At 68.6% G+C, this 11,989-nt stretch carries 13 protein-coding genes; 6 read left to right on the top strand and 7 right to left on the bottom strand.

The genetic code is table 11. From position 1 onward, the window contains the following. Positions 1 to 139 precede the first annotated feature (139 nt). The 4 genes from cysS to OG266_RS24115 all read right to left on the bottom strand — a co-directional run bounded on the left by cysS (position 140) and on the right by OG266_RS24115 (position 3,992). On the bottom strand, positions 140 to 1,540 hold the full coding sequence (cysS, locus tag OG266_RS24130) for a cysteine--tRNA ligase (RefSeq protein ID WP_266459448.1): 1,401 nt from the start codon (positions 1,538 to 1,540) through the stop codon (positions 140 to 142). 329 nt (positions 1,541 to 1,869) lie between these two features. Then, complete coding sequence (gene ispF / locus OG266_RS24125; RefSeq protein WP_371548355.1) at positions 1,870 to 2,391, bottom strand: 2-C-methyl-D-erythritol 2,4-cyclodiphosphate synthase; 522 nt, start codon at positions 2,389 to 2,391, stop codon at positions 1,870 to 1,872. Then, entirely contained in the window at positions 2,381 to 3,151 is a 771-nt protein-coding gene (ispD, locus tag OG266_RS24120) for a 2-C-methyl-D-erythritol 4-phosphate cytidylyltransferase (RefSeq protein ID WP_329546884.1), read from the bottom strand. The genes ispF and ispD overlap by 11 nt, the downstream gene beginning before the upstream one ends. Before the next feature lie 358 nt (positions 3,152 to 3,509). After that, positions 3,510 to 3,992 carry a CarD family transcriptional regulator gene (locus tag OG266_RS24115; protein ID WP_006380568.1) on the bottom strand — a complete coding sequence of 161 codons (483 nt, stop codon included), beginning with the start codon at positions 3,990 to 3,992 and terminating at the stop codon, positions 3,510 to 3,512. A 656-nt stretch (positions 3,993 to 4,648) separates the two neighbouring features. On the opposite strand from OG266_RS24115, the gene OG266_RS24110 reads away from it, so the two are divergent. Further along, complete coding sequence (locus OG266_RS24110; RefSeq protein ID WP_371548353.1) at positions 4,649 to 5,314, top strand: DUF461 domain-containing protein; 666 nt, start codon at positions 4,649 to 4,651, stop codon at positions 5,312 to 5,314. A 90-nt stretch (positions 5,315 to 5,404) separates the two neighbouring features. Here the strand turns inward: OG266_RS24110 and OG266_RS24105 are convergent, their stop codons facing one another. Together OG266_RS24105 and OG266_RS24100 are read right to left on the bottom strand one after the other, a co-directional pair. Next, positions 5,405 to 6,085: a response regulator transcription factor gene (locus OG266_RS24105; RefSeq protein ID WP_009340348.1), complete on the bottom strand. Its 681-nt coding sequence runs from the start codon at positions 6,083 to 6,085 to the stop codon at positions 5,405 to 5,407. Continuing rightward, entirely contained in the window at positions 6,082 to 7,356 is a 1,275-nt protein-coding gene (locus OG266_RS24100; protein WP_266459440.1) for a cell wall metabolism sensor histidine kinase WalK, read from the bottom strand. The genes OG266_RS24105 and OG266_RS24100 overlap by 4 nt, the downstream gene beginning before the upstream one ends. A gap of 237 nt (positions 7,357 to 7,593) precedes the next feature. Between OG266_RS24100 and phoU the strand changes: the two genes are divergently transcribed. The 3 genes from phoU (at position 7,594) to OG266_RS24085 (ending at position 9,751) form a co-directional block, all read left to right on the top strand. Beyond that, positions 7,594 to 8,295: a phosphate signaling complex protein PhoU gene (phoU, locus tag OG266_RS24095; RefSeq protein WP_371548350.1), complete on the top strand. Its 702-nt coding sequence runs from the start codon at positions 7,594 to 7,596 to the stop codon at positions 8,293 to 8,295. Positions 8,296 to 8,469: 174 nt separating this feature from the next. Then, positions 8,470 to 8,622: a hypothetical protein gene (locus OG266_RS24090; RefSeq protein ID WP_266459435.1), complete on the top strand. Its 153-nt coding sequence runs from the start codon at positions 8,470 to 8,472 to the stop codon at positions 8,620 to 8,622. A gap of 181 nt (positions 8,623 to 8,803) precedes the next feature. Continuing rightward, positions 8,804 to 9,751 (top strand): SMP-30/gluconolactonase/LRE family protein, encoded by a 948-nt coding sequence (locus tag OG266_RS24085; RefSeq protein WP_371548348.1) that lies wholly within the window; start codon positions 8,804 to 8,806, stop codon positions 9,749 to 9,751. Between the two features lie 44 nt (positions 9,752 to 9,795). On the opposite strand, the gene OG266_RS24080 is transcribed toward OG266_RS24085, so the two are convergent. Then, complete coding sequence (locus tag OG266_RS24080; protein WP_371548347.1) at positions 9,796 to 10,476, bottom strand: hypothetical protein; 681 nt, start codon at positions 10,474 to 10,476, stop codon at positions 9,796 to 9,798. A 202-nt stretch (positions 10,477 to 10,678) separates the two neighbouring features. On the opposite strand from OG266_RS24080, the gene OG266_RS24075 reads away from it, so the two are divergent. Next, complete coding sequence (locus OG266_RS24075) at positions 10,679 to 11,179, top strand: hypothetical protein (RefSeq protein ID WP_266459430.1); 501 nt, start codon at positions 10,679 to 10,681, stop codon at positions 11,177 to 11,179. A 230-nt stretch (positions 11,180 to 11,409) separates the two neighbouring features. Continuing rightward, entirely contained in the window at positions 11,410 to 11,619 is a 210-nt protein-coding gene (locus tag OG266_RS24070) for a hypothetical protein (RefSeq protein ID WP_371548345.1), read from the top strand. The last annotated feature ends 370 nt before the right edge of the window (positions 11,620 to 11,989 follow it).

The following is an 11,989-nucleotide window of genomic DNA, read 5'->3' as shown; positions in this document are numbered from 1 at the left end:
TACCCGTCTCTACTCATTGCTCGTTGCTCATCGCTCATGGAAAAGCGTGACGCGTGCGTACGTACGTATATGCAGTGTGCCGCCCGGAGAGCCGGGCGGCACAATCGATCAAGGTCGACGGGGGTCGACCGGGGGATGTTCAGCGTGGCCCGAGTGTCCAGCGCGGGCCCTGCGGGCCGTCCTCGATGACGAGCCCGGACTGGTTGAGCTGGTCGCGGATCGCGTCGGCGGTGGCCCAGTCCTTGCGGCCGCGCGCGGCCTCGCGCTGCTGGAGCACGAGGCGTACGAGGGTGTCGACGACGCCGTGCAGGTCTTCGCCGCGGTCGCTCTCGCCGGCCCAGTGCGGGTCGAGCGGGTCGAGGCCGAGGACGCCGAGCATGGCCCGGACCTCGGCGAGGCGCGCCACGGCGGCTTCCTTGTCGTCGGCGGCCAGTGCGCTGTTGCCCTGCCGGACCGTCGTGTGCACGATGGCGAGCGCCTGCGGCACGCCCAGGTCGTCGTCCATCGCCTCGGCGAAGGCGGGCGGAACCTCGGCGGCGGGCTCGACTACGCCCCCCGCCTTCTCCACCACTCGCTGCACGAAGCCCTCGATGCGCGCGAACGCCGACTCGGCCTCGCGCAGGGCCTCTTCGCTGTACTCGATCATCGAGCGGTAGTGCGGGGTGCCGAGGTAGTAGCGCAGCACGATGGGCCGCCAGTGCTTCACCATCTCGCTGACGAGCACCGAGTTCCCGAGGGACTTCGCCATCTTCTCGCCGGCGATGGTGACCCAGGCGTTGTGCACCCAGTACTTGGCGAACTCGTCGCCGAACGCCTTGGCCTGCGCGATCTCGTTCTCGTGGTGCGGGAAGATCAGGTCGAGGCCGCCGCCGTGGATGTCGAAGGCGGGACCCAGGTACTTGTGGGCCATGGCGCTGCACTCGAGGTGCCAGCCGGGCCTGCCGCGCCCCCAGGGCGTCTCCCACGTCGGCTCGCCTGGCTTGGCGGTCTTCCACATGGCGAAGTCACGCGGGTCGCGCTTGCCGGTCTCGCCGACGCCGGACGGCTGCTGGAGGTTGTCCAGCTCCTGGTTGGACAGCGCCAGATACCCGTCGTACGACCGCACGTCGAAGTAGACGTTCCCGTCCGCCTCGTAGGCGTGCCCGCGCTCGATGAGGCCGCGCATCATCTCGACCATCTCGGTGATGTGCCCGGTGGCGCGCGGCTCGTACGTGGGCGGCAGGCAGCCGAGTACGTCGTAGCCGTCGTTGAAGGCGCGCTCGTTCTCGTACCCGATCGACCACCAAGGGCGGCCCTGCTCGGCCGACTTGGCGATGATCTTGTCGTCGATGTCCGTGACGTTGCGGATGAACGTCACGTCGTAGCCGCGGTGCTCGAACCAGCGGCGCATGATGTCGAAGTTGAGACCGGACCGGATGTGCCCGATGTGCGGTGCGGCCTGCACGGTGGCACCACAGAGGTAGATCGAGACACAGCCCGGAATGAGCGGGGTGAAGTCACGGATCTGCCGGGCGCTGGTGTCGTACAGGCGAATCGTCACCACTCCAGGGTAGTGGGCGGTGGGTAGTGCCCCGCGACCCTTCTGGCCCATGGGGCATGTATTCGTGACATACGAGGCCGACGGCTGACTCCGCCGGAGCGGGTTCGCGCCTGTACAGCGGTTTTCGCCCCCTCCGCCCCTGCCCATTCCCGTCCCCTGCGGGCTGCCGCCCCCAGACCCCCGTATCGCGCTGACGCGCTCGTCCTCAAACGCCGGACGGGCTGAAGAAGCAGGATTTTCAGCCCCTCCGGCGTTTGAGGAGCGGGGTCTGGGGCGGAGCCCCAGGAACAAGGGACGGGAAGGGGCGGAGGGGGCGAAAGAACCACCCGTCAACCCACCCGCACCACCAACGCCGTAGCCACCGCCATCAGCCCCTCACCCCGACCGGGAAACCCGAGCCCATCGGTGGTCGCCCCGGAAACCGACACCGCCGCCCCCACCGCCTCGGACAGAACCTTCTGCGCCTCGTCCCGCCGCTTGCCGATCTTCGGCCGGTCCCCGACCACCTGAACAGCGACGTTGCCGATGACGAACCCGGCCGCACGCACGATCCGGGCAGCCTCCGTCAACAGCGTCACGCCCGACGCCCCGGACCACTCCGGCCGCCCGGTACCGAAGTGCGCACCGAGGTCACCGAGCCCGGCCGCGGAGAACAGCGCGTTGCACGCGGCGTGTGCGACGACGTCCGCGTCGGAGTGCCCCGCGAGCCCGGGCCCCTCCCCCTCCCACAACAGCCCGGCGCACCACAGCTCACGCCCGTCCTCGAAGGCGTGGATGTCGGTACCGATGCCGACCTGGGGCAGCAGCGGACCCCCCGGCGGCAGCCGGACGTCGGACGCTTCAGAACCCATCGTTGGCCCTCCTCCGTGCGAGAACCGCCTCCGCCAGCACCAGGTCCAGCGGCCGGGTCACCTTGAACGCCTCCTCGTGACCGGGCACGACCACGACCCGCAGCCCGAGCTGCTCGACCATGCTGGCGTCGTCGGTCACGTTGTCGGTGACGGTCTCGTGGGCCCGTACGAGGGTGGCCCGGTCGAACCCCTGCGGAGTCTGCACGGCCCGCAGCCGGGCCCGCTCGGGCGTGGCCACGACGGGCTCGGGCGCGCCGGGAACGGTCGCGGGCTCGACCTCTTTGACGGTGTCGGCGAGCGGCAGAGCCGGTACGACGGCGGGGGCGCCGTCCCGTACGGCCTCGATGACCGCGTCGACCGTGTCGACGGGTACGAGGGGGCGGGCCGCGTCGTGCACGAGGACGATGTCGATGCCGGGGGGCAGCGCGTCGAGGCCGTATTTCACGGACTCCTGGCGGCTGTCCCCGCCGGGGACGACGAGGAAGTCGGTCCGCTCGGGCAGTGCGTGCGCGTCGAGCAGGGTTTTCACCTCGGCGGCGCCGTCGGGCGGGGCCACGACCACGACCAGCGAGACGGCGCGGGACGCGGCCATCGCGCGGACCGCGTGGACGAGCATCGGCGTGCCGTTCAGTGCGCGGAGCGCCTTGGGTGCGCCCGGACCGAGGCGCACGCCCCGGCCGGCGGCCGGAATCACGGCCGCGGTACGGAGGCCCGGAGGGATGGCGGCTTCCGAAGGCGAGGGACGCGAATCGTCAGACATCGGTTCCTGTCAGGTTTGTGTGCTCGGCCGAGGTGGGTATGGCCACAGCGTGCCGGGCGCGACGCCTTGACCGGACCCTTCCGTGACATCTGGTCGAGGCAGCTGCCCGGGCCCGGCACACCAAGTGCGCGGGGCTCTGGTAATTCTGGCACCGTGCAGTTCCGGTTCCCGGACCGGGTGCGGGTACGAACATGCCGCAGCGCCCGGCGACAGCTAATGCGTCATCGGGCACCGCGGCATTTCATTGCACGCATCTCAAATTGAACTGCGCAGACTTACGCGTACGTCAAGACGGCTACGACTACCGTCTCGGCGGTTGCATACGTCGGGACGATTTCCGTCTCGGCGATTGCCGGCGTCAGGACGCGAGAACCTCGTCGAGCAGGGCCTCGGCCTTGTCCTCGTTCGTGTTCTCCGCGAGAGCGAGCTCGCTCACCAGGATCTGGCGGGCCTTGGCGAGCATGCGCTTCTCACCGGCGGAGAGTCCACGCTCGCGCTCACGACGCCACAGGTCACGTACGACTTCCGCGACCTTGATGACATCGCCGGAGGCGAGCTTCTCCAGATTTGCCTTGTAACGGCGCGACCAGTTCGTGGGCTCCTCGGCGTACGGCGCACGCAGCACCTCGAAGACCCGGTCCAGCCCTTCCTGACCGACCACATCACGCACGCCGACGAACTCCGCATTGTCCGCTGGCACACGCACCGTCAGGTCGCCCTGAGCGACCTTCAGCACCAAGTAGGTCTTGTCCACGCCTTTGATCTGGCGAGTTTCGATAGCCTCGATCAGCGCGGCCCCGTGATGGGGATAGACCACGGTGTCGCCAACCTTGAACGTCATGTGACAGGTACCCCTTCCGTGGCTATCCAGGGTAACACGGAAACGGCAGCTTCTGAATGGCGTTTTCGCAGGTCAGGGCATATCTCGGGGCTTGACAACCGCAACAGGAACGTGCTGCGAGAGGCGGGCGGAAGAGGGTATTCGCAGGTCGGGGCGGCTGTCCAGGGGAAGTGAAACGCGCACGTTACACACACCGGAAGCCCCTGACCAGGGTCTTAACGTCCCGTTTTGTCCGGCCCCAAGAGATCGACTTCCGCTACTCCGTTCGATGTCCGGAGTCGGGTACGAGACGAATCCGGAATTGATCACGGCCTTCGGTGAACTGCCGATGATCTACCGATGATCTACCGATGATCAATTTTTCTGGACCGCCGGACATTCCTTGCGCGAAATCCGCAAGCGGCAGTCGGTGGGAGTTATGTGAATGACGGACGAGTGACGGCCGAGTGCGGGCTCAAAGTAGCCGAAGAGACGGAAGAGGCGGGTGCGACGGACGGGGCGCGCGCACGGCGCACGGGAGCCCGTCGGTGCGTAGGGGCGGGTCGGGTGCGGTAGCTCCGGAACGGCTCGGTAACCTAAGGCCGCTGACAGACCCTTAGGGCGGCTTTACAACGGAGCCGTCCTGCTTCGCCCACGTTCAAGGAGTTGCCGCAGCCGTGAGCAGCAGCCTTCGACGCGGCGCTCTCGCCGCCGCCGCCCTAGCGTTCTCGATCGCCTCACTCGCCGCGTGCGCCGCCGGCAACAACGCTCAGACCCTGGAAGTGAAGCCGGACAACGCCGCGACCTCCGTCGGCGACATCAAGATCCAGAACGCCGTCGTCATCACCCAGCCGGACCTGGAGGCGACGGGCCCGGCCGCGATCTCCGCGACCGTGTTCAACAACGGTGACACCGCGCAGACGCTGGACTCGATCACCGTCGCCGACAGCGGCAAGACCGCCGAGATCAAGCCCGCCGAGGGCTCCGGCAAGCTGACGATCCCGGCCGGCGGCTACGTCATCCTCGGCGGCAAGGGCAACGCCGCCGCGGTGCTGGCCAGCGGCAATGACGCCATCAAGGACGGCAACGCCCAGAAGATCACCTTCACCTTCAGCCAGACGGGTGACGTGAACCTGCGCGCGTTCGTCATTCCGGCCGAGAGCTACTTCACCGGCTGGGGCCCGAGCGACGTGCCCGCGACGCCGGAGGCCACGGCCACCGCGAGCACCGAGCCGTCCGAGTCGGCCTCGGAGTCCGCCTCGGCCTCGGAGCCGCCGGCCGAATCCGTGTCGGGTACGCCCACCGACGCGGCCTCGGCCTCGGTCTCCGCAGCCGCCCATTGAGCCACGCACGCACGAAGGGCGGTACCCCGAGGGGTGCCGCCCTTCGTCGTGCGTCAGCAGTCGACGTACGGACTCGGTATCGGTGTCGGTTTACGGCTCAAACTTGTAGCCGAGACCGCGCACCGTGACCAGGTACCTGGGTGCCCCCGGGTCCGGCTCGATCTTCGCGCGCAGACGCTTGACGTGGACGTCGAGCGTCTTGGTGTCACCGACGTAGTCGGCGCCCCACACGCGGTCGATGAGCTGCATGCGGGTCAGGACACGGCCCGCGTTGCGCAGGAGCATCTCCAGGAGGTCGAACTCCTTCAGGGGGAGGTCGACCTTGGAGCCGGAGACCGTGACCACGTGGCGGTCGACGTCCATCCGGACGGGCCCGGCCTCCAGGGCGGCCGGAGTGACCTCCTCCGGCTCCCCGCGGCGGCGGAGCACGGCACGGATGCGGGCGACCAGCTCGCGGGAGGAGAAGGGCTTGGTGACGTAGTCATCGGCCCCTATTTCCAGCCCGACGACCTTGTCGATCTCGCTGTCCTTGGCGGTGACCATGATCACCGGAACGTTGGAGCGGCCGCGCAGCTGGCGGCAGACCTCCGTGCCGGGCAGGCCCGGCAGCATCAGGTCGAGGAGGACGAGGTCGGCGCCGTTGCGCTCGAACTCGTCGAGTCCGTCGGGCCCGGTGGTCGCGATGGCGACCTCGAAGCCCTCCTTGCGGAGCATGTACGACAGGGCGTCGGAGAAGGACTCCTCGTCCTCGACGACGAGCACACGGGTCACGGAAGGACCTCCGGGGCAGGAAGCGGGTCATACGGGGATGTGACGGTGGTCGTCCCGTCGGTGGGCTGCTCGTCCTCTTCGTCGAGTCCGGGCATGTGGTGTGTGGTCACGCGGTCGCGGGCCGGGCCCGCCTCCGGCAGCCGCAGGGTGAACGTGGAGCCCTGTCCCTCGGAACTCCACACCGTGACCTCCCCGCCGTGCGAGGCCGCCACGTGCTTGACGATCGCGAGCCCCAGCCCCGTACCGCCTGTGGCACGGGAACGGGCCGGGTCGACGCGGTAGAAGCGCTCGAAGACGCGCTCCTTGTCCTTTTCGGAGATGCCGATGCCCTGGTCGGTCACGGCGATCTCGATGAGGTCTCCGCCGGGCGCGTTCACCCGGCGCGCGGCTATGCCCACCCGGGTGCGGGCGGGCGAGTAGTTGACGGCGTTCTCGACGAGGTTTCCGAGGGCGGCGGCCAGCTGGCCCCTGTTCCCCCAGATGCTCAGGTCGGCGGTGCCGCCCGCGGCCATGGTGATCTGCTTGGCACCGGCCTGGTGGCGGCAGCGGTCGATCGCCTCGGCGACGAGTTCGTCCGCCCGTACCGGCTCGGCGTCCTCGAGGGGGTCGTCGTTCTGGACCCGCGAGAGGTCGATGAGTTCCTGTACGAGGTTGGTGAGCCGGGTGGCCTCTATCTGCATCCGGCCGGCGAAGCGTTCCACCGCCTCCGGGTCGTCGGAAGCGTCCATGACAGCTTCGGAGAGCAGGCTGAGCGCGCCGACGGGGGTCTTGAGCTCGTGGCTGACGTTCGCGACGAAGTCGCGTCGTACGGCCTCGATGCGCCGGGCCTCGGTGAGGTCCTCGACGAGGAGGAGTACGAGCCGGGAGCCCAGCGGCGCCACCCGGGCGGAGACGGCGAGGGCTTCCCCGCGTCCCGTTCCCCGCCTCGGCAGATCCAGCTCCACCTGTCGTATCTCCCCGTCACGACGGGTGTCACGCGCCATCTGGAGCATCGGTTCGACGGCGAGTTTGCCGCCGCGGACCAGCCCGAGGGCGTACGCGGCGGAGCTGGCCTTGACCACGGCGTCCGCCTCGTCCAGTACGACGGCGGAGGAGCGGAGCACGGAAAGGACCGTGTCCACGCCGGGCGGAAGCACTGGGTCCGTATGCAGCGAAGTGCGGGTAGGGCGTTTCTGGTCGCGCTCGCTCCAGCGGAACGCCAGCATGGCGATGACACCGGTAAGCACTCCGGCGATCGCTGCCGCTGCGGCGACCGCCGCGTTCACGTCCATGCCCCCAGGTTAGGCATGTCGTCACGCCAGGCCACAGCCATCCGGGTGCGACCTCGAACACTCGTCGCCCAGAGTTCACCCAGGAGCCAGTGATGGTTCATTTGGGGTGACTGAAACGGACGCGTACGGGCCTGAACGTGGGAGCGTGGGGTTCACGGGGCCTGCTCGGTGGCTATTTCCGATGGTCAGGGTCCAGCCCCCGGACCCCCGAAGCTGACGTGAGAGAGGGACAACCTGATGCGGGACGCGTACCACGAGGAACTTGACTCGATCGGCGAGGGCCTGGTCGAGATGGCCCGGCTCGTCGGGTCGGCGATCGGACGCGCCACGACGGCCATCCTCGACTCCGACCTGAAGCTGGCCGAGAGCGTGATCGCCGCCGACGAGAAGGTCGACGACCTTCAGCACGAGCTGGAGGCCCGGGCGATAGCCCTGCTGGCCCGCCAGCAGCCGGTGGCGACGGATCTGCGGATCGTGGTCACCTCGCTCCGTATGTCGGCCGACCTGGAGCGCTCCGGCGACCTGGCCCAGCACGTCGCGAAGCTGGCCCGGCTGCGCTTCCCCGAGCGGGCCATCCCGCACGACCTGCACGCCACGATCCTGGAGATGGGCCAGCTCGCCCAGCGCCTGATGGCCAAGGCGGCCGAGGTCATCATCACCAAGGACGTCGACCTCGCGCTCCAGCTGGAGCAGGACGACGACGAGATGGACCTCCTGCACCGCACGCTCTTCCAGCACCTGCTGGACGACAAGTGGAAGCACGGCATCGAGACCGCCGTGGACGTGACCCTCCTGGGCCGTTACTACGAGCGCTTCGCCGACCACGCGGTGTCCGTCGCCAAGCGCGTCGTGTTCCTCGTGACGGGCGAGCACGCGGACGAGCTCCAGCCCGACATCCAGCCGGAGATCCAGCCGGCGACGGGGGCCGAAGGGGCCTGATCCCGGCGGGGTGACCTGCCTGTGGGGATCTTGCTCCCGCACTCCGGGGCGCGTGCGAGCCTCGGTGCGCCGAGCGTGCGCCGTTGATGCACCCGCCGGAGTGGGCATGAAATGGGCGACAGGAGCTGTGCGGTGCAGCGTGCCTCGCACACCTCGTGCCTGAAGGAGGGACCCATGGCCGATTCCCCCAGCACGCCCGACCCCACACAGGACAGCGACACCCAGCAGCCCGCCGAGATCAAGAACCTTCCACTGTTCGGCGCCTGCGGCTGCGGTTCGGGGTGCGGGTGCGGTTGCCAGTCCGGCAATCCCTGCCAGTGCGGCTGACCGGGTAGACACGTACGTACGCCGAAGGGGTCCCGTCATCGTGACGGGGCCCCTTCGCGTTGTCCCGCGGGGAGTGCGCCGGGGAACCCCGGAAGCCGGCGGTCCGTTGCGAACTCATAGAACTCTTAAGCGAGTTGGAGTCTCTGAGTCCCACCCCCACTCTTCACGGAGGCCTGGAACCATGACCCGGAACCACCGCACCCAGCCGTCCCGGCGCGCCGTTCTCGGCGGCAGCGCCCTCGCCGCACTCGCGGTCACGGCAGGCACCGGCACGGCCAGCGCCGCCGCCCCGCGGGCCTCGTGGCCGACCGAGTTCCCGCTCCCCGACGGTTTCCTCCCCGAGGGGATCACCATCGGCAGAAAGCCGTACGCGTACATGGGCTCGCGCGCGAACGGCGCCGTCCTCCGTACCGACCTGCGCACGGGCGAGGGCAAGGTCTTATTCGCGGGCGGCACCGGCCTGGTCTCCGTCGGCCTGAAGCTGGACGACGACGGCCTGCTCTACATCGCCGGAAGCACGGGCATCGCGCGGATCCACGACTCCCGTACCGGCGAACTGGTCGCCACGCACCAACTGACCGAGGCGACCGGCCACTTCATCAACGACGTCATCCTGCTCGGCGACCGCGCCTGGTTCACCGACTCGCGCGACGCGGTGCTCTACGGCGTACCGCGCGGCCGCGACGGAGCGGTCCACGCCCTGCCGCTCACCGGCGACTGGGTCCAGACCCCGAACGTGAACAACGCCAACGGCATCGTCGGCACCCCCGACGGCCGCGGCCTGATCGTCGTCAGCAGCAGCCCGGGCGTGCTCTACAACGTGAGCGTCAAGACCGGGTACGCCACCAAGATCACGCTGGTCGGTGCGGACACCGTCGTCAACGGCGACGGCCTCGTCCGCATCGGCCGCACCCTGTACGTCGTACAGAACCGCCTCAACATCGTCACCGTCTTCGACCTCGACGCCAAGGCCACCACCGCCACCCTGCGCCGCACGATCACCGACCCGCGCTTCGACGTCCCCACCACCGCCGCCCGCTTCGGCGACCGCCTCTACCTCGTCAACGCCCGCTTCACCAGCCCGCAGCTGCCGGACACGACGTTCAACGCGGTGGCTGTCTCCCTCTGACCGGATGGCTCGGTGTGTGGCCCGGCGGTTTTTCGGGACCTGGCTCACTTCATCTGCTGGAAGAGCCAGTCCCTGATGCCCTCGATGGTGTAGGCGGCCCGCCAGGTGCAGATGTGGTTGCTTCCGCTGTCGTCCGACAGGCCGGGCCGCACCACCGTGCCCTTCTTCAGCGCCACGAAATTGACCGGGGTGCCCTTGGCGCTCATCTCGGCGGCCAGAGGGGCGAATTCCGAGACGGTCGACTGGCCGTCCCACACGGCACGGCTGATCTTCGCCCCCTCGTCCGCCAGGGTGTCCATGATCCCGGTCATGCCCGGGTACGCCTTCGTGTCGCCCTGCGAGACCACGGCCCAGATCTTCTGCTCGGCCAGCGGCTTGACGGCGTCGAGGTCCTCCCACTGGCCGGCCACCAGGAAGGACGCGGCGAACAGGTCGGGGTAGTTGAAGTCCAGCGCGCTCGACGTCATCGCGCCGCCGGACTGGCCGGTGGTGTAGAGCCGACCCGTGTCGATGCTGTATTTGCCGGTGACCGAGTCGATCAGGCCCTTGATGGTCTTGAGGTAGGTCGTGTTGCCGTCGCTGCCCTCGTCCTCGCCGGTGAACTGCGGTGCGAGCACGAACGACTCGTGCTTGGCCTGCTCCGTCGGACTCGCCCACACCACCGCGCCGAGGCCCTGCGTCAGCGTGATCAGCGGGTTCGAGCTGACCGTGCCGGCGTCGTGCATGAAGAGGACCATCGGATACGACCTGGTCCTGTCCTAGTTCTTCGGCACGAAGAGGTTGTACTGCAGGGACTTCCCGGTCTCGGCGTCCGTGCCGTACGGGGCGCCGAGACAGCGAGGGGCACCCCATTCACAGCAAAGGGTCCCTGCTCCGAGGACGCCGGAGGCGGGGGCCCTGGAGCCGGGTTCGCGTACGCTGCGCGCCATGGAGTGGGGGACTCTCGCGGTTGCGGCACTCGGCGCTGTCTTCGGGGTGGGGGCGACGGTGGTCGCGGACGTGTTCCGTTCCCGTCGCGAGCAGAACCAGCAATGGACCGACACCAAGCGTGCTGTCTACGTGCGCTTCCTGATGTCGCTGGCCCAGGCGCACAGCCGCATGGTGGTAGTCGCATTCCGCGAACAACCGGACGCCGTGCGCCGACAGGCCGTCCACGACGCGTTCCACAACGATCCGCAGCAGAGCGACGCCAAATCGGTGCTCCGGGAACTGGCCATCTCCGCCCCGGATCACATCTACAGAGCCGCACAGCCGGTCTACGACCAACTCCGAATCGCCCGCGACCTGCTGGCCGAACAGCCTGTCGGCGTCGAATCCGCCGAGTACCAACAGGTCATACGGCCCTTCTTCACAAGCCTGGAAGCCCTCCAGCAACTGATGCGGGACGACCTGAAACCGACGACATCCCGCCGTGCGGGTAGGGCCTGACTCTCTGCCACGGTTCCCGGTCACGCTCTCCGCCACGGTTCCCGGTCACGCCGACGACGCACCGACGTCCCCCAATTCACCGCGACAGGGGGGAGAGCAGCCCTCCCGGGGTGCAGCCACCCACACCCTTGATTCGGTGGGGCACTCCATGGTTCCGGCAAGCGCACCACGGCATCGTTCAACCCAACGGATCCCAAAGGCTCGCAGCCCCCATCCGGAAGGAAACGACCATGAAGTCGCTGCTGTCCGCCAAGACGAGCACCACGATGGACGACCACCCGTCCGAGATCCCCCACGAGAGCGACCTCGCCCCGCTGCTCGCCGCCTGGGATCTGGCCCACCCGGATGTCACCGACCCCGACTGGCGACACCTTCTGGAAGAGATCGCCCACCCTCGCACGACCCGGGCGTTCCAGAGCCTGGCCACGGTTGCGGCTTGAGCGCACAGCAGCGAGCCCCCCGCCTGCGAAGAAACCGCAGGCAGGGGGCTTCTTCAGCTCTGCTTACTTCTTCTTGCCCTGGGTCTTGTCGGGGATCTTGGTGAGCTGGGATCTCGCAGCTCAGGGCGGGTGCCATGTGCGGCGGAGCTGTCGTCATTGGTCGTCGTTGGTCCCTGTCGAGCAGCCTCGGACGGCCCAGGGACTGCCCAGCAATGGAGTGGATGCGCATCCTCAAAGTGCCGGCCGCAGGCGGGTAACCAGGCACATCTACTAAGAGGTGCGCTCGGGTCGGCCTGCACCTCAGCCCACGACAGTCAGCCACGACGGTGGGTGCGCCGGCCGAGCAGGCGCGCGTGTGCCTCGCTGTACC

Origin of the sequence: Streptomyces sp. NBC_00554 (genome assembly GCF_041431135.1) — a bacterium.
Lineage (GTDB): Bacteria > Actinomycetota > Actinomycetes > Streptomycetales > Streptomycetaceae > Streptomyces.
Note: the sequence above shows the minus strand (reverse complement) of the source record. Positions and strands in the feature narration are given on the sequence as shown.

Coding starts and splice junctions, on each gene's coding strand:
- ispF (WP_371548355.1), bottom strand. CDS start 2,391: ATGGGTTCTGAAGCGTCCGACGTCCGGCTGCCGCCGGGGGGTCCGCTG.
- ispD (WP_329546884.1), bottom strand. CDS start 3,151: ATGTCTGACGATTCGCGTCCCTCGCCTTCGGAAGCCGCCATCCCTCCG.
- OG266_RS24115 (WP_006380568.1), bottom strand. CDS start 3,992: ATGACGTTCAAGGTTGGCGACACCGTGGTCTATCCCCATCACGGGGCC.
- OG266_RS24100 (WP_266459440.1), bottom strand. CDS start 7,356: ATGGACGTGAACGCGGCGGTCGCCGCAGCGGCAGCGATCGCCGGAGTG.
- phoU (WP_371548350.1), top strand. CDS start 7,594: ATGCGGGACGCGTACCACGAGGAACTTGACTCGATCGGCGAGGGCCTG.
- OG266_RS24090 (WP_266459435.1), top strand. CDS start 8,470: ATGGCCGATTCCCCCAGCACGCCCGACCCCACACAGGACAGCGACACC.
- OG266_RS24085 (WP_371548348.1), top strand. CDS start 8,804: ATGACCCGGAACCACCGCACCCAGCCGTCCCGGCGCGCCGTTCTCGGC.
- OG266_RS24080 (WP_371548347.1), bottom strand. CDS start 10,476: ATGCACGACGCCGGCACGGTCAGCTCGAACCCGCTGATCACGCTGACG.
- OG266_RS24075 (WP_266459430.1), top strand. CDS start 10,679: ATGGAGTGGGGGACTCTCGCGGTTGCGGCACTCGGCGCTGTCTTCGGG.
- OG266_RS24070 (WP_371548345.1), top strand. CDS start 11,410: ATGAAGTCGCTGCTGTCCGCCAAGACGAGCACCACGATGGACGACCAC.